Source organism: Paenibacillus cremeus (genome assembly GCF_007786445.1).
GTDB lineage: Bacteria > Bacillota > Bacilli > Paenibacillales > NBRC-103111 > Paenibacillus_G > Paenibacillus_G cremeus.
Map to the genome: position 1 here is coordinate 13998 of NZ_VNJI01000033.1, position 15793 is coordinate 29790.

Annotated in this window: 14 protein-coding genes; 12 read left to right on the plus strand and 2 right to left on the minus strand. The window is 57.2% G+C overall.

Annotation, left to right across the window (positions count from 1 at the left end):
• Positions 1-67: 67 nt before the first annotated feature.
• Together zapA and FPZ49_RS22410 are read left to right on the plus strand one after the other, a co-directional pair.
• A complete protein-coding gene (gene zapA, locus FPZ49_RS22405; protein WP_144851227.1) occupies positions 68-4297 on the plus strand; it encodes a cell division protein ZapA in 4230 nt (1409 codons plus the stop codon).
• Between the two features lie 2 nt (positions 4298-4299).
• Positions 4300-4881, plus strand: a complete 582-nt coding sequence (locus FPZ49_RS22410; protein WP_144851229.1) for a CvpA family protein — start codon at positions 4300-4302, stop codon at positions 4879-4881.
• Positions 4882-4939: 58 nt separating this feature from the next.
• Here FPZ49_RS22410 and FPZ49_RS22415 read toward each other — a convergent pair whose 3' ends face one another.
• Positions 4940-5320 carry an SDR family NAD(P)-dependent oxidoreductase gene (locus FPZ49_RS22415; RefSeq protein ID WP_144851231.1) on the minus strand — a complete coding sequence of 127 codons (381 nt, stop codon included), beginning with the start codon at positions 5318-5320 and terminating at the stop codon, positions 4940-4942.
• Between the two features lie 214 nt (positions 5321-5534).
• The gene (locus FPZ49_RS22420; protein WP_144851233.1) at positions 5535-5903 is read right to left on the minus strand and encodes a phage holin family protein; all 369 of its coding nucleotides are present in this window, start codon (positions 5901-5903) and stop codon (positions 5535-5537) included.
• A 234-nt stretch (positions 5904-6137) separates the two neighbouring features.
• On the opposite strand from FPZ49_RS22420, the gene FPZ49_RS22425 reads away from it, so the two are divergent.
• From FPZ49_RS22425 to FPZ49_RS22470, 10 genes are all read left to right on the plus strand, one after another.
• The gene (locus FPZ49_RS22425; RefSeq protein WP_449289942.1) at positions 6138-8513 is read left to right on the plus strand and encodes an endonuclease MutS2; all 2376 of its coding nucleotides are present in this window, start codon (positions 6138-6140) and stop codon (positions 8511-8513) included.
• Positions 8514-8763: 250 nt separating this feature from the next.
• Positions 8764-9444 (plus strand): PspA/IM30 family protein, encoded by a 681-nt coding sequence (locus tag FPZ49_RS22430; RefSeq protein ID WP_144851237.1) that lies wholly within the window; start codon positions 8764-8766, stop codon positions 9442-9444.
• A 131-nt stretch (positions 9445-9575) separates the two neighbouring features.
• Positions 9576-9995: a DUF350 domain-containing protein gene (locus FPZ49_RS22435; RefSeq protein WP_144851349.1), complete on the plus strand. Its 420-nt coding sequence runs from the start codon at positions 9576-9578 to the stop codon at positions 9993-9995.
• A 131-nt stretch (positions 9996-10126) separates the two neighbouring features.
• Positions 10127-10603, plus strand: a complete 477-nt coding sequence (locus FPZ49_RS22440) for a hypothetical protein (RefSeq protein ID WP_144851239.1) — start codon at positions 10127-10129, stop codon at positions 10601-10603.
• A 145-nt stretch (positions 10604-10748) separates the two neighbouring features.
• The gene (locus FPZ49_RS22445; RefSeq protein ID WP_144851242.1) at positions 10749-12047 is read left to right on the plus strand and encodes an MFS transporter; all 1299 of its coding nucleotides are present in this window, start codon (positions 10749-10751) and stop codon (positions 12045-12047) included.
• A 159-nt stretch (positions 12048-12206) separates the two neighbouring features.
• A complete protein-coding gene (locus FPZ49_RS22450) occupies positions 12207-12515 on the plus strand; it encodes an ArsR/SmtB family transcription factor (protein WP_144851244.1) in 309 nt (102 codons plus the stop codon).
• A gap of 11 nt (positions 12516-12526) precedes the next feature.
• Entirely contained in the window at positions 12527-13687 is a 1161-nt protein-coding gene (locus FPZ49_RS22455; RefSeq protein ID WP_144851246.1) for a cation diffusion facilitator family transporter, read from the plus strand.
• 127 nt (positions 13688-13814) lie between these two features.
• On the plus strand, positions 13815-14741 hold the full coding sequence (gene cysK, locus FPZ49_RS22460) for a cysteine synthase A (RefSeq protein WP_144851248.1): 927 nt from the start codon (positions 13815-13817) through the stop codon (positions 14739-14741).
• Between the two features lie 128 nt (positions 14742-14869).
• Positions 14870-15142, plus strand: coding sequence for a hypothetical protein (locus FPZ49_RS22465; RefSeq protein ID WP_144851250.1), 273 nt, complete (start codon positions 14870-14872; stop codon positions 15140-15142).
• Positions 15143-15293: 151 nt separating this feature from the next.
• A complete protein-coding gene (locus FPZ49_RS22470; protein ID WP_144851252.1) occupies positions 15294-15785 on the plus strand; it encodes an Lrp/AsnC family transcriptional regulator in 492 nt (163 codons plus the stop codon).
• Positions 15786-15793: the final 8 nt, after the last annotated feature.

Consider the following 15793-nt stretch of genomic DNA (forward strand, 5'->3'; position numbering starts at 1 on the left):
ATTAAAGGGTGACAGGTGCAGTCGATACGGAGAATTTTTTTGTGTCCTGGAAAGGGGAAGAGCGTTTGTGAGCGGTGAAGATAAAGTCAAATTGACTGTCGATATTTATGGCACCCAGTATAAGCTGGTATCCAGTTCCAGCCCTTCTTATATAAAGCGTGTGGTTGCAACGGTAAACGATCAAATGCATCGCATCGCATCGGGCAGCCCAAGGCTGGATTTGCCCAAAATTGCCGTACTAGCGGCTGTGAATATGGCCGATGAGTGGAATAAGATGCAGCAATCCGTGGAGGAATCCCAAGGGAAGCTGCGCGAGCTGGAGAAAGCGAAGGCAGATCTTGCGGAACTGAACGCGAAGTACGCACAGCAGCAGCAGGAGCTGACGGCCCGTTTGGAGCAGCTGAATGCGGTTACGGACGAGCGTGATGAGCAGCGCTTGGCCCGGGAGCAAGCGGAAGCAGAAGCCTCGGAGCTTATGGTGCGCATCGGCGAGCTGGAGGAGCTGCAGCGCTCGGTGGAAGCCGAGTGGAACGCCGAGCTGGAGCGAGTGCGCGAGCTGACGGCGGAGCGCGACGCGCTGAGTGCGAAGCTTGGCGAGGCGGAAAGGGCGAAAGCGGAGCTGGTTGCGCGTCTGGGCAAGCTGGAGACGGAGCAGCGGGAGCTGGAAGCGGAGTGGAGCGCGGAGCAGGAGCGCGTACGTGAGCTGAGTGCGGAGCGGGAATCGCTGCGCGGGGAGCTTGGCGAAGCGGAAGCAGCGAAAGCGGAGCTGACGGAGCGATTGGGCAAGCTGGAGACGGAGCAGCTGGAGCTGGAAGCGGAGTGGAACGCGGAGCAGGAGCGCGTACGTGAGCTGAGCGCGGAGCGGGAGACGCTGCGAGGAGAGCTTGGCGCAGCGGAATCGGCGAAAGCGGAGCTGACGGAGCGACTGGGCAAGCTGGAGCTGGAGCAGCTGGAGCTGGAAGCGGAGTGGGGCGCGGAGCAGGAGCGCGTGCGTGAGCTGAGTGCGGAGCGGGACGCGCTGCAAGCGTCGCGTGAGAAAGCGGAGGCGGCTGCGGCGAGGCTGACAGGCCAGCTGGGCGAGCTTGAGCGCCAGCACGGATCGCTGCAGGCGGCACGAGCAGCAGACCAGCAGCGTTTAAGCGAGCTGGGTGCGGAGCGGGAGTCGCTGCTGGAGGCGCTCGGCGGCGCGGAAACTGCGGTAACGGAGCTGACCGACCGGCTGAGTGAGCTGGAGACAGAGCATGGCTTACTGCAAGCGGCTAACGTCGTGGAGCAAGAGCGCGTTAGCGAGCTCAGCGCGGCACGAGAGACGCTGCGGGCGGAGCTTGCTGAAGCGCAGGCGACATCCGCGGACCTGACGGTGCGGCTGAGCAAGTTGGAGCTGGAGCAGCTGGAGCTGGAGGCGGAGTGGATCGCGGAGCAGGAGCGCGTACGGGAGCTGACGTCGGAGCGGGAGGCGCTGCGAGGAGAGCTTGGCGCAGCAGAATCGGCGAAAGCAGACCTGACGGAGCGACTGGGCAAGCTGGAGACGGAGCAGCAGGAGCTGGAAGCGGAGTGGAGCGCGGAGCAAGAACGCGTGCGTGAGCTGACGTCGGAGCGGGAGAGATTGCAGGCGGCGCTTGGTGGTGCGGAGGTAGCGAAAGCGGGCTTAACTTCGCGCCTAAGCGAGCTGGAAGAGCTGCAGCGCCTGCTGGAGCAGGACCAAGCAGCGGAGCAGCAGCGTGTACGCGAGCTGACCGCAGAGCGCGATGAGCTGCAAGCAGCGCGCAGCCGAGCAGAAGCGCAATCAGCGGACCTGAACGCACGCTTGAGCGAGCTGGAAGAGCTGCAGCGCCTGCTGGAGCAGGAGCAAGCAGCGGAGCAGCAACGCGTGCGCGAGCTGACCGTAGAGCGCGATGAGCTGCAAGCGGCGCGCGTACAAGCGGAAGCGCAGTCGGCGGACCTGACGGCGCGCCTGAGCGAGCTGGAGGAGCTGCATGCGATGCTGGAGCAGGACCAAGCAGCGGAGCAGCAGCGTGTACGCGAGCTGACCGCAGAGCGCGATGAGCTGCAAGCGGCACGCGGCCGAGCGGAAGCGCAATCGGCGGACCTGACGGCACGCTTGAGCGAGCTGGAAGAGCTGCATGCGATGCTGGAGCAGGAGCAAGCAGCGGAGCAGCAGCGCGTACGCGAGCTGACCGCAGAGCGCGATGAGCTGCAAGCAGCGCGCAGCCGAGCGGAAGCGCAATCGGCGGATCTGACTGCACGCTTGAGCGAGCTGGAAGAGCTGCATGCGATGCTGGAGCAGGACCAAGCAGCAGAGCAGCAGCGAGTACGCGAGCTGACGGCCGAGCGCGACGAGCTGCAAGCGGCACGCGGACGAGCGGAAGCGCAATCAGCGGACTTGACGGCGCGCCTGAGCGAGTTGGAGGAGCTGCATGCGATGCTGGAGCAGGACCAAGCAGCAGAGCAGCAGCGCGTACGCGAGCTGACGGCCGAGCGCGACGAGCTGCAAGCGGCACGAGGACGAGCGGAAGCGCAATCGGCGGACCTGACGGCGCGCCTGAGCGAGCTGGAAGAGCTGCATGCGATGCTGGAGCAAGACCAAGCAGCGGAGCAGCAGCGAGTACGCGAGCTGACGGCCGAGCGCGACGAGCTGCAAGCGGCACGCGGCCGAGCGGAAGCGCAATCAGCGGAGCTGACCGCACGTTTGAGGGAGATCGAAGCGGAGTGGAGCGCGGATCAGGCGCGTGTCCGCGAGCTGAGCGCGGAGCGTGCGGGGCTGCAAGCAGCTCGCAATCACGCGGAGGCGGCGTCGGCGGAGCTGACGGCACGCCTGAGCGAGCTGGAAGAGCTGCAGCGCATGCTGGAGCAAGAGCATGCCGAAGAGCAAGCGCGTGTGCGCGAGCTGCGGACGGTATCGGGCGAGCTCGAGCACGAGCGCGACCAATTGCGCTCCCGGCTGGCGGCACGCGAGCAGCAGTACGGTGAGCTTGGCGAGCAGCTGGATCATCTGCAGGCACAGCTGAACGGCGAGCAGCAGGAGCTGGAGCTGCAGGTGGCGCTGTACAATGAGCTGCAGCAGGAGCTGAACATGGAGCGTGCCGGGCTGCAAACGCAAGCGGAGCGGTACGCCGAGCTGGAGCAGCGTCATGCGGAGCAGCAAGCGGCTGCAGCGGCAGAGCTTGCGAGCTGGGAGGAGCAGAAGCAGCGGCTGCAGGCACAGCTGGGCGCCCAGCTGGAGCAAGGACGCGACCTGCTGCTGCGCGGCGACGGGCTGCAAAGCGAGCTGGAGGAGCTGCAGCGGCAGTTCACTGAGTCGCAGGACGAGCTGGGGCTGCACCAGGAGCTGTACCGCGAGCTCGAAGCCGAGCATGCGGCGCTCCGGAAGAGCAGCACAGCGCGCGAAACCGAGCTGCTGCGCGAGCTCGCCGGACGCACCGCCGAGCTGGAGCGCCAGCTCGCGGAGTCGGCGAAGCGTGCGGCGCAAGCGGCGGACGCGCAGGACGCGCGGATCCGCGAGCTCGAGCAGCGCCTCGCGGAGCGCGAAGCCGAGCTGCAGCGGGAGCTCGCGGAGCGCGAACAGCGCGGCCATAGCTTGGAGCGGCAGCTGGAGCAGCAGCAGGCGTACAACCTGCAGCTGCAGGAGAGCAGCAGCCAGTGGCAAAAGCGCAGCGAGGAGCAGGCCTCGCACGCGGACGAGCTGCGCCTCAAGCTGCACGAGCAGCAGGAAGAGATCGAAGTGCAGCAGGAGCTCTACGACGAGCTGCAGGTGCAGCACGACGAGCTCGCAAGACAGCTAAGCGTACAGGAAGCGCGCGCGCTTCAAGCGGCAGACCAGCAGCAAGCGCATAGCGCCGAGCTGCTGCACAAGCTCAGCGCCCGTGAGGCCGAGCTGGAGACGCTGCGCCAAGAGCGCGAAGCGGCGGAGGAGCTCGGCCGGGCGCTGCAGGAGCAGTGCGCGGCATTGGCGGAGCGCCAGGACGCCTCTGCAAGCGAGCGCGAAGCCCTGGAGCAGCGGCTGACGGTGCAGGAGGCGCGCATCGTTGAGCTCGCCTTCCAGGCGGAGAGCGCAGACCGGCTGCGGGCGGAGATGGCCGAGCTGCGGGACGAGCTGGAGCTGCAGGTGGAGCTGTACAACGAGCTGCAGGAGCAGCTGAAGGAGCAAGGAAAGCGGCATGAGGCGCTGCAGGCCGAATACAGCACGCAGCAGGAGAAGGCAGAGCATGTGTTTGGCGAGCTGGAAGCGTTGAAATCCGAATACGAGAAGCTTCAAGTGGAATACAACGAGTGGATTGAGCTCGTAGAGAAGGATTAAGCATGAGCAGTTTGAATGGATTGGACTGGGCCGTTCTGGTGGCGATCGCTGCCGGGACGGTGCTCGGCTTTGCCCGTGGCTTAGTGACACAGCTCGTTTCTTTTGTCGGCTTATTCATTGCCTATCTGGTGGCCTTTGCGCTGTATGATGACGTCGCCCCGCTGGTGAAGAGCACGATGGGCTTGTCTGGCTTAGAAACCTACCAAAAGTACGAATTTCTGGCGAAGGGACTGCATCTCGACACGTACGTGTACAACGCCTTAGCCTTTGCGATCCTGCTGTTCGGAGTGAAACTGGCCTTCAGCATTGCGGGAAGACTGCTGAACTGGCTGGCCTCCGCACCCGGACTGAAGCAGTTCAACCAATGGTGCGGAGCGGCGCTAGGCTTCATTGAAGCAGCGCTCATAGTCATTATCGCGGTGCATGTGCTCACCGTCGTACCGAACGACAATGCCCAGCGGCTGCTGAAGCAGTCCGCGACGGCGCCGTACATCTTGGAACATACACCGCTCATAGCCAACAAGCTGGAGCAGCTTTGGGATAACCGGACCGATGGCGGCGGAAGCAATCGGGTAAAAGCTTAGGATAAACACAAAACGGGGTGGTAAAGGAACGCTAAGTTCCTCTATCACCCCGTTTGCCTTAACTCAAAGCCAAATCCCCCACCTGCACGAGCCGACCAGTAAAGGAAAGATCCTCCACTGCCGCCAAGACTGCGATCTCCGGCGCCACCACAGCGGGGTCCTTGCCCGTGGCATGCATTTCCGTTTTCACCGTGCCCGGATTGAACAGGTTCGCGACAATGCGGTAGCCGCTCTCCTCTTCCGCCGTCGTTCGGGTCAGCGGCTCAAAGCCCGCTTTGCTCGCGCTGTAAGCAACTTCTTCAATTTTGCCTGCTCTGCGTCCGCACAGCACCACGTTAGCCCCCGCCGCCGCCAGCTCTTTAGCCACAGCGCGCCCTAAACCCGTTCCCGCCCCTGTAATAACGGCTGTCTTCCCCCGCAAATCCAACGTATTCCCCATAATTCCTACCCCTTTTCTTGACTTTTTCATATCATAGCAGACCAAAGGGTAGGGCTTGAAATCACGTTTTTTGATGAATCGCATAAGGAATATTGAACAACTGTAGTTTTTAGCTAAAATAATGCTTTCCCTTGTGTTTGCTCCCGATTTCGTTAACTATGTTAATATGGGCAAAAAAAATCAGCCGCGACATGGGTAGCCGCAGCTGATTCTTTTATCTGGCGCCTTCGCGGCCGGAAATCCCGTTCTCGAACGGGGTTTTGACCGGAATGAAGAGGTCGATGATCCCAATGACCAGCGCCGCCAATATTGCACCGATAATGCTTGTAGACACACCGCTCACAACGAATTGGGCCAGCCAGATGACCAGTGCGCTTATGAGAAAGCCCACGATCCCTCGACCGAACGGTGTAATTCGCTTGCCGAACGCTCCCTCTATGACCCATGCGGCGATTGCAATCACCAAAGCCAAGAAGAATGCGCTCCAGAACCCTCCAACGGTAAATCCTGGAACGATCCAGCTCACCACGATTAGCATCAAAGCAGACACGATAAACCTGACTAAATGGCCAAGCAAATGCATCAGCGTTTCCTCCTTTTAATTGTGTGGCGCGTTCGGGTGGCAAATATTCGGTGCACAATTTAGATTGCCCTAGTTGAATCAAGCTATAACTGGTAATGTTAGGCTCTAGTTGTCCGACGGATTGAAAAGCGCCTTGTCGGACAGACACCTAGGCAATGGCATTACCGCTTGGTCTTGGATATAATAATGGATAAGTATTGTCCGCATTCGGAAAGGCAGGTTTATCGTTTGAAACTGACGAAAAGCTACAATGAGAAAATATTAACGACATTAGATTTTCATGCCGTATTACATAAATGTGCCGGGCATGCGGCAACCTCGCTTGGCAAAGAGCTGGTGGAGAAGCTCCATCCCAGCGGCCATTTTACCGAGGTGAAAAAGCGGCTGCAAGCGACTGACGAAGCGGTCAACGTGGATCGGCTGAAGGGCGGCGCGCCGTTCGGCGGCATTCGGGATATTCGGACCGCGATTCATCGCGCGCGCATCGGCGGCATGCTGAATCCGGCGGAGCTGCTCGATGTGGCGCTCACTAGCCAAGGCGGGCGGCGGCTGCAGAAGTTTTTGGAGGATTTGAACGGCGATTATGCGATTCCGCTGCTGCTGGAGCTGACCGAGAGCTTCACGGACCACAAACCGATGGAGGACCGCATCAAGCAGTGCATCGACGAGAATGCGAGCGTGGTCGATTCCGCCAGTCTGGAGCTGGCGCGCATTCGTCATGAGCTGCGGACCAGTGAATCCAGAGCACGGGAAAGACTGGAGCAGATGGTGCGCACCCCATCGATCCAGAAAATGCTGCAGGAGAATCTCGTGACCATTCGGAACGACCGGTACGTCATCCCTGTGAAGCAGGAGTACCGCAGCCATTTTGGCGGCATGATTCACGACCAATCTGCTTCCGGAGCCACGCTCTTTATTGAACCGGAGGGCGTCGTTCAGCTGAATAACCGGGTGCGGGAGCTCAAGCTGAAGGAAGAGACCGAGGTTGAGAAAATACTGCATGCCTTGTCTGCCCTGGTGTCGGAGGTGGCTGATCCGCTGCTGATCAATGTAGAAACGCTGGCGGAGCTGGACTTTATTTTCGCCAAGGCAGGTCTGGCCCGCGAGATGAAGGCGACGCTGCCTCTGCTCAATGACCGCGGCTTTATTAAGCTCAAGCGCGGCCGTCATCCGCTCATCCCCGCCGATCAAGTTGTGCCGCTCGACGTGGAGCTGGGCAATAAGTATTCCACGATCATTGTGACCGGACCGAATACGGGCGGGAAAACCGTCTCGCTCAAAACCGTTGGCCTTCTATCGCTCATGGCGATGTCCGGCTTGTTCGTGCCGGCGGAGGAAGGCAGCCAGCTCTGTGTGTTCGACGCGATTTATGCCGATATTGGCGACGAGCAGAGCATTGAGCAGAACTTGAGTACGTTCTCGAGCCATATGACGAATATTATTCGCATTCTAAGAGAAATGACGCCGAAGAGCCTCGTCCTGCTGGATGAGGTAGGAGCGGGAACCGACCCGGCGGAAGGCTCAGCGCTGGCCATTTCCATTCTGGAGTACATTCATAAAATGGGCTGCCGGATGATCGCTACAACCCACTACAGCGAGCTAAAAGCCTATGCCTTCGACCGTCAGGGCGTCATCAACGCCAGCATGGAGTTCGACGTGCAGACGCTCCGTCCGACGTACCGGCTGCTCGTGGGCGTACCGGGTCGAAGCAATGCGTTTGCGATCGCCGAGCGGCTCGGCCTCGCGAAGTCGATCATCGACCATGCCCGCGGCCAGGTCGGCGAGGAGGACCAGCGCGTCGAATCGATGATTGCGACGCTCGAGGAGAATCGCCTGCTGGCCGAGTCCGAGCGGCATAGCGCGGAGCAGCTGCGCCGCGAGGTCGAGTCGATGCGCCAGCAGCTGGAGAGCGAGCGGCAGCGCTTCGAGGAGCAGCGCGCCAAGCTGCTGGAGAAGGCGGAGCACGACGCGCTGCAAGCGGTGGCCAAAGCGCGGCGTGAAGCCGAAGAAGTCATTGCGGAGCTGCGTAGGATCAAGCGCGAGGAAGGCAGCGCCGTTAAGGACCACAAGCTCAGCGAGCTGAAGAAGAAGATGAACAACGCCGTGCCGGAGCTCAGATCGAAGTCGGGCATGAAGTCGCAGAAAAAGGCGGATCGCGTGGAGCCGGGCGATGAGGTGCTGGTGACGAACCTCGGCCAGAAGGGCCATGTCGTGGACATTGTGAACGAGCAGGAAGTGACCGTTCAGCTTGGCATTTTGAAGATGAAGGTGAACCGCACCGACCTGGAGCTGGTTAAGCAAGCCTCCGCTCAGAAGAAGCCGCCTCAGCAATCGACGACAAGTCTGAAGCGGACCCGAGACGATAATGTGAAGATGGAGCTGGATTTGCGCGGCGCCAATGTGGAGGAAGCGATGATCGAGGTCGACCGCTTTTTGGATGAGTCGTACTTGGCGAACTTCGGTCACGTCTACATTATCCACGGCAAAGGCACCGGGGTGCTGAGAACCGGCATTCAGGAGTATCTCCGCAAGCATAAGCACGTGAAGAGCTACCGGATGGGCAATTATAACGAAGGCGGCGCCGGCGTCACGGTGGCCGAGCTCAAATAGATCGATTGTCCTGCCACGAAGGCAGGAATTGGCTGCAGACAGCACGAATACATTGTTACAGGCGCGGCAGCTGGCGAGTCAAAAATTATTTTTCATCGATTTGAAACTCGCAGCTGAGACTCCCGTATATAAGAGTGTGAACATCGATGTTTAATATGTCGCTGACAACCGGAACTGTTGCCGATCAGACGGTGGCGGTTGGCAGCTGCTGCAAAACAACTATAATTACATTTTCGGGAGGATATAACTCATGGGAATTTTCAAACGTTTGCGCGATTTAACGATGGCTTCGATCAACGACATGCTGGACAAAGCGGAAGATCCGGTGAAGATGCTGAATCAATTCCTGCGTGACATGGAAGAGGATATCGCTGAAGCGGAAACCGCAGTAGCGAAGCAAATCGCGATTGAGAAGAAATTCAAGCAGCAATACGAAGAAGTCGCCGAAATCGTGGCGAAGCGGGAAGAGCAGGCGCTCAAAGCGCTGGAAGCCGGCAACGAAGACCTCGCCCGCCGCGCGCTGCAGGATAAGAAGGAGCAAACGGCAAACCGCGACGAGTTCAAGAAGCAATACGATATCGCCAAAGAGAATGCCGATCGTTTGCGCAATCAATTGAGTGAGATGAAAGACGAGTTCAGCAAGATGAAGAACAAGAAGGATCTGCTCGTAGCCCGTGCTGAAGCAGCTAAGGCACAGAAGCAGATCAACCAGGCGATGTCCGGCTTCGGCACCGACAACGCGGCCAAAGGCTTCGACCGCATGAGCGAGAAGGTGCTTCAGCTGGAAGCCGAAGCGGAAGCCTCGAACGAGCTTCGCTCCAAAGGCAAAAGCTTGGACGACGAGTTTAACGCGCTCGGCAAGAACGACGGCGTAGACGACGAGCTGGCGGCGCTAAGAGCCAAGCTGGCTGCTAAGAAGCAAGCGGAGTAACGGATTACTAAGGCAGCTCCTGATACAATAGACGGAAGACTGAAGGCCCATCCTTCAGTCTTTTCCGCTGTTTGTTCGCTTGAATAGCTACTTGCGCCCCGTGAGGCGAAAGGCAGGTCGAGTCGGATATGATGAATGAAGAGGTGGATCGATTGCTGAGTAATCCGTATGTGGAAACGCTGGCTTTTTTTTCGGTAGCGGTGCTGGCTTTAATCGTATTTTTGGCAATCTTTGAATTGGTGACGAAGTATAAGGATTGGGACGAAATCAAGAACGGCAACCTCGCCGTAGCGATGGCCACGGGCGGTAAAATTTTCGGGATCTGCAATCTGTTTCGCTTTGCGATTTTGAATAACGATTCCATTCTGCACTCGTTGATTTGGGCGGGGTACGGATTTATTTTGCTGATGGTCGCCTACTTTATCTTTGAGTTTTTGACGCCGTACTTCAACATTGACGAGCAAATTCAGAAAGATAACCGCGCAGTGGGATTTCTTTCAATGGCCATATCCGTGTCACTGTCCTATGTCATTGGCGCCAGCGTCACTTAAATTGCACTTCTTGAATTGGAGGAGGACCGTCCTTGAAGTATTTGTGGGGCACCTTGCTAGCGCTTGCGCTTGTTTTTTTCGGTATAGGCGTATACTATTTTATTAACCATGCATAGGGGGAGGAATGACGTTTGTCGCAAGCCCACGACCAAATTTGCCCTTGGTGCCAGACCGAGATCGTGTGGGACCCGGAGATCGGTCCGGAGGAAGCCTGCCCGCACTGCTTTAATGAACTGGGGGAATACCGCAGCATCAACCTGACGGTCAAGCAGACCGGCAATCCGATTCTGTTCGATGAGGAAGACGAGTATGAGGATGACAGCTACGGGGTAATGGATGAATACGAGGAGGCCGTGCAGCTTGTACTCGACAACCAGGAGGAAGCGCCGGAGTGCTCGTCCTGTCAGACCTTTATGCTGTTCGCAGGGACGCAGTCCGCACCGCATGCGTTTGTCCCGTTCGTCCATGAGGCGCTGAAGCAGCCGATCTTGAAAGCTTCGTTCTCCGCGCAGGTGTACGTGTGTCCGTCCTGCTTCCGGGTCGAGCAGCAATTGGCGGAAGCCGATCGGCTGGCGATGATAGAGCTGCTGAAGAAAGCGAAGTCTTAATCGTATAGAACGATCAACGGTTCAAAAGGAAATCGTCATGACGCTCAATGAGGCGTACGTGCGGTTTCCTTTTTTTGTCTGGATCTCATGTTTTTCGCCGATTAGGGAAGCTTAACTAAGACATTATGAACTTATAGGTGAGGGTATGAAATCGGAAGATAAGCAGTATACGTTTCTTGGGGTGCGCAGCCGGGCCGACTTTACATTAGACAAGCATCGATGGCAAGAGGTAGAGCAAGGCGAGGGAAAGCGCAAAGGCGGAGCCTTATCCGGACAGTCCAAGCTGCTGCTGACGGTCAACGGATTGTTCGCTGCGGCCAACGCGTTGTCAGGCACCTTCGTCAATGTGTACCTCTGGAAGGCGAGCAAGGATTTTTCGCTCATCGGCTGGTTCACGCTGATTCATCATTTGACCATGGCGATCACCTTCTGGTTGGCAGGCAAGTGGGTGAAGGAGCACAACAAAATGAACTGTTTGCGCGCCGGTGTCGCGATTGCCGCTCTATTTTATTTGCTGGTGCTCTGGTTCGGGGCGCGCGCTGCGCATTATTTTGTGCCGCTGGGGATGGTCTTGGGCTTGTCGTCGGGCTTTTTCTGGCTGGCGTTCAACGTCGTCTACTTTGAGGTCACCGATCCGGATAACCGCGACCGATTCAATGGCTGGGCGGGGCTGCTTGGTTCGACGGCAGGAATGATCGCGCCCTGGATATCCGGCTTTCTTATTGTACGGATGCAGGCGGCCAGCGGGTATCGGCTTATTTTTACGCTGTCGCTGGTGACGTTCTTGGTCGGGGTAGTGGTCAGCTTTTTCTTGAAAAAGCGCAAGTCCATGGGCGACTACGAGTGGATGCTTACATGGCGATGTTTGAGGCAAAAGGGCACATGCTGGCGTACCGTGAACGTGGCGCTGATGGCGCAGGGCTTCCGGGAGGGCGTGTTCGGCTTCATGATCGCACTGCTCGTGTTCGTAAATACGGGCAATGAAATGAGCCTCGGCAACTTCTCGCTTATTACGTCGGCGGTGGCGCTGCTCAGCTTTATGATCGCCGGGAAGGTGCTGAAGCCGAAATATCGGCGGACGGCGATGCTGCTAGGGGCGTGCGTGATGGTGCTCATTATTTTGCCGTTCTTCTGGAAGGTGAACTTCTTTACGCTGCTGGTGTTCGGTGTCGGGGCGGCCCTATTTTATCCGCTGTATGCGATCCCGATGACCTCTACGGTGTTTGACCTGATCGGTGGCGACGAGGAGAGCGCGAAGAAGCGGGAGGAGTACATCGTCATGCGGGAGCTGGCTTTAAATGCGGGGCGGATCCTGGGAACCGCAGTGTTTATCACGGTGATCTCGTTCACCAAAGCGCCAGGGGCGATGAATTGGCTGCTGCTTGGCATTGGCAGTTCACCTTTGGTGGCTTGGTTTTTCATGCGCAAGGTACATGCTGTTTAAGCGAGAGTGTGAGTTTGGGAGTCGCGGCCGTTTCCCTGATCAGGTTGGGGAAGCGGCATTTTTGTATTGCGATTTAGGGTTTGACAAATAATGTCTGTAATTGGCATAATAACTATATGAACATATGCTCATATAATTGTATATATTGGGGTGAAACGCTTGGAATCTCGAGAGCATGATTTTTTGCCGGAGGAGACGGTGGATGAGGTGGCGCTGATGTTTAAGACGCTGTCCGATCCGTCGCGAATCCGTATTCTTTATTTGCTGTCTCAAGAGGAATGCTCTGTCGGGCATATTGCCGAGGTACTCAAAATGACACAGTCGGCCGTATCGCATCAATTAGGTTATTTGCGGACGCTGCGGCTGGTGAAGGTTCGAAGAGAAGGCAATAGTATGATTTATTCATACGAAGACGATCATGTGATTTCATTAATGAAACAGGCGATTCAGCACGCCGAGCATCGTTAGGAGTGGAGAGGATGGACAACAAGGTTAACAAAGGCCACGGGTCGGATTCGAATCCAAAGCATGATTGCCATGACCATGACCATGACCATGATCACGATCACAAAAATCACACTCATACGCAGGGACACGTCTGTGACCACACCCACGAACATAACCATGACGACACTCACGATCACAAGCATTCTCATGACCACGATCATGACGATGTCCAAGACCACTCCGCGCACCACGGGCACCACCACCATGGCCATCACCATCACGGACACCATCATGGACCGGGGGGCCACCACCACCACGGGCCAGCCGACGGAAGCAAACGGGGGCTAACGATAGCGCTGCTCATTACAGCGGGCATTATGCTACTGGAGTTTTTCGGGGGTTTCTTCACGAACAGCCTGGCGCTGTTATCGGATGCCGGGCATATGCTGAGCGATACCAGCTCCCTGGTGCTCAGCCTGGTAGCCGTCCGCTTTGCAGCAAAGCCGGCATCGGCGGCGAAGACGTACGGCTTTTACCGCTTTGAAATTTTGGCTGCGCTGTTCAATGCCGTGACCCTGCTGCTGGTAGCTGTCTGGATTATCCGCGAAGCGTATGAGCGCTTCCAGCATCCGCCGCAGGTTGCGGGGGGCAGCATGATGCTGATCGCATCGATCGGACTGATCGCGAATCTGGCCAGCGCCTGGTCGTTGGTGCGGCAGGGCGATGTGAAGAACAACCTCAACCTGCGAAGTGCCTATCTGCATATTCTTGGAGATGCGCTTGGCTCTGTTGGGGCGATGGCCGCCGGCCTTTTAATGATTATATTTCAGTGGTACTGGGCGGACCCGCTCATTTCCGTGCTCGTCTCCCTGCTCATCGTCAGAGGCGCTTACGACGTGGTGAAGCATTGCCTCAATATCCTGATGGAAGGAACGCCGCCGCATATTGATGCGAACGAGGTGCGCCAGGCTCTGGAGCAGCTTCCGGGCGTGCTTGATGTGCACGATCTGCACATTTGGACGATTTCATCCGGCCTGGATTCGCTTAGCGGACATCTGTTGATTGAAGCGGAGGCAGACAGTCAAGTCATTCTGAAGCAGGCGGTGGCGACTGTGGAACGCCGATTCCGCATCCATCACGTGACGATCCAGATTGAAGCGTCGCCCGATTTGCATAAGCCGCTGAAAGTGTAACCTGCGAGCGTTTCCTTGACAAAAAACACTTTGCCGATAAAATAAAAGGGAATAATGGCAGATGGAGTCTATACGGGAGGGAAATCCTACTCGTAGCAGACTCGATCCGAAAAGGAGCGGCGGCAGCATGAGCAAGAGCAGAAAAATGGTGAACAGCGTTACGGAGCTGATCGGGGATACCCCGGCAGTACGCGTCAGAAGACTGCTTGGAGAAGACGATGCGGAGCTGTATGTGAAGCTCGAGTATTTTAACCCCAGCGGCAGCGTGAAGGACCGCGCAGCTTTTAACTTGATCGCGCAGGCGGAAAAAGACGGGAAGCTGCAGCCAGGCGCGACTATCATTGAACCGACAAGCGGCAATACGGGCATTGGCCTTGCAATGAATGCCGCTGCAAAGGGCTACAAAGCGATTCTCGTCATGCCCGATAACATGACCAAGGAGCGGATCAACCTGCTCAAAGCCTACGGAGCGGAGGTCGTCCTGACGCCTGCGGCGGAGCGGATGCCAGGAGCGATCGCGAAGGCATTGGAGTTGAAGGAGCAAATTCCGAACAGCTTCATCCCGCAGCAGTTCGAGAACCACGCGAACCCGGACATTCACCGGATCACGACGGCGCCGGAGATTATCGAGCAAATGGAAGGCCGCTTGGACGCATTCGTAGCGACTTCCGGCACGGGCGGAACAATCACCGGGACGGGAGAAGTACTGCGTGCCCATCTACCGGGCATTCAGATTTACGTCGTGGAACCGAAAGGCTCACCGGTATTGTCGGGCGGCAAGCCAGGGCCACATAAGCTGGTCGGAACGAGCCCGGGCTTTATCCCTGCCATCCTCAATACTGGCGTATACGATGAGATCGTGCAGGTCGCCGACGAGCATGCGCTGCAGACGGCGCGCGACTTGGCAAGCAAGGAAGGCATCTTGGTCGGTCCATCGGCCGGAGCTTCCGTTTGGACGGGCATTCAGGTCGCCAAGAAGCTGGGCAAAGGCAAGCGGGTGCTGTGCATTGCGCCGGACACCGGCGAACGATATCTCAGCATGGGCATTTTTTAATTGCATACCGACTGTATGAATAGTGTTTGTCCCGTTGGACAGACGCTATTTTTTTAAATATTATTGCATATTTATTCATTTTATTGTATATTAATCAATGTAAGAACGATTGGAGAGGGGAACATCGCATGAAAATCGCGCTGCACAAAGAACTTCCAGCTGAAACGCAAGTTCAGCAGCTGATCGACTCCATTACAGAGCCCGCTGAAGCCGGTATGTCCGCCCACGAGATCTGCACTTCGAACGCCAGCGTGATCGCTGCCTATGATGAAGAGCGTCTGGTTGCCCTGGGGCGATTGGTGGATGGCTGCACAGGACCCCAAGCCTTCAAATTCGCGGTTCTGCCGGATTACAAGGAACGCCAAATTGAACGTTACATGCGCAAGCTGCTCATGCTGTAGTCGCCCAATATTGTGAAATGATCTGCCTCCACGCCGCTCGTGGAGGTTTTTTGCTTTGCCCTCCAGCCGTCAGGCGATGTGAATTACTCTTTGCCAAAAATAGCCCAATGGGTGTAATATGAAGGAATAACTGCTTAGGAGGACCAAAACCATGGAACAATTTAAGGCGAAGATCGTCGATCTGCTCAAAGAAGATGCGAGACGGACACCGGCGCTGATTGCGACAATGCTGGGTGCATCGGAGGCGGAAGTGGCGGCGGCGATCCGAGAGCTGGAAGATGCGCACGTAATCATTAAATATGCCACTGTCGTCAACTGGGCGAAGGTGGACAGCGAGAAGGTTACAGCTCTTATTGAGGTGCAAATTACGCCGGAGCGCGGACGCGGGTTCGACGCGATTGCCGAGCGCATTTATTTATATCCCGAAGTGAAATCCGTGTATTTGATGTCGGGAGCGTACGATCTGCTCGTCGAGATCGAAGGCAAGACGCTCAAGGAAGTGGCGTCGTTCGTCTCTAATAAGCTCTCCCCGATTGACCGGGTGCTTTCTACGAAAACCCATTTTATTTTGAAAAAATATAAGCAGGACGGCATTATTTTCGAAGAGCATGAGGATGACCGCCGTCTCTTAATCTCACCATAAAGGACGCT

What these genes read in the sequence shown, in the direction of transcription:
- FPZ49_RS22410 (WP_144851229.1), top strand. Translation starts at nt 4,300, where the DNA reads ATGAGCAGTTTGAATGGATTGGACTGGGCCGTTCTGGTGGCGATCGCT.
- FPZ49_RS22415 (WP_144851231.1), bottom strand. Translation starts at nt 5,320, where the DNA reads ATGGGGAATACGTTGGATTTGCGGGGGAAGACAGCCGTTATTACAGGG.
- FPZ49_RS22420 (WP_144851233.1), bottom strand. Translation starts at nt 5,903, where the DNA reads ATGCATTTGCTTGGCCATTTAGTCAGGTTTATCGTGTCTGCTTTGATG.
- FPZ49_RS22430 (WP_144851237.1), top strand. Translation starts at nt 8,764, where the DNA reads ATGGGAATTTTCAAACGTTTGCGCGATTTAACGATGGCTTCGATCAAC.
- FPZ49_RS22435 (WP_144851349.1), top strand. Translation starts at nt 9,576, where the DNA reads ATGAATGAAGAGGTGGATCGATTGCTGAGTAATCCGTATGTGGAAACG.
- FPZ49_RS22445 (WP_144851242.1), top strand. Translation starts at nt 10,749, where the DNA reads ATGAAATCGGAAGATAAGCAGTATACGTTTCTTGGGGTGCGCAGCCGG.
- FPZ49_RS22455 (WP_144851246.1), top strand. Translation starts at nt 12,527, where the DNA reads ATGGACAACAAGGTTAACAAAGGCCACGGGTCGGATTCGAATCCAAAG.
- cysK (WP_144851248.1), top strand. Translation starts at nt 13,815, where the DNA reads ATGAGCAAGAGCAGAAAAATGGTGAACAGCGTTACGGAGCTGATCGGG.
- FPZ49_RS22465 (WP_144851250.1), top strand. Translation starts at nt 14,870, where the DNA reads ATGAAAATCGCGCTGCACAAAGAACTTCCAGCTGAAACGCAAGTTCAG.
- FPZ49_RS22470 (WP_144851252.1), top strand. Translation starts at nt 15,294, where the DNA reads ATGGAACAATTTAAGGCGAAGATCGTCGATCTGCTCAAAGAAGATGCG.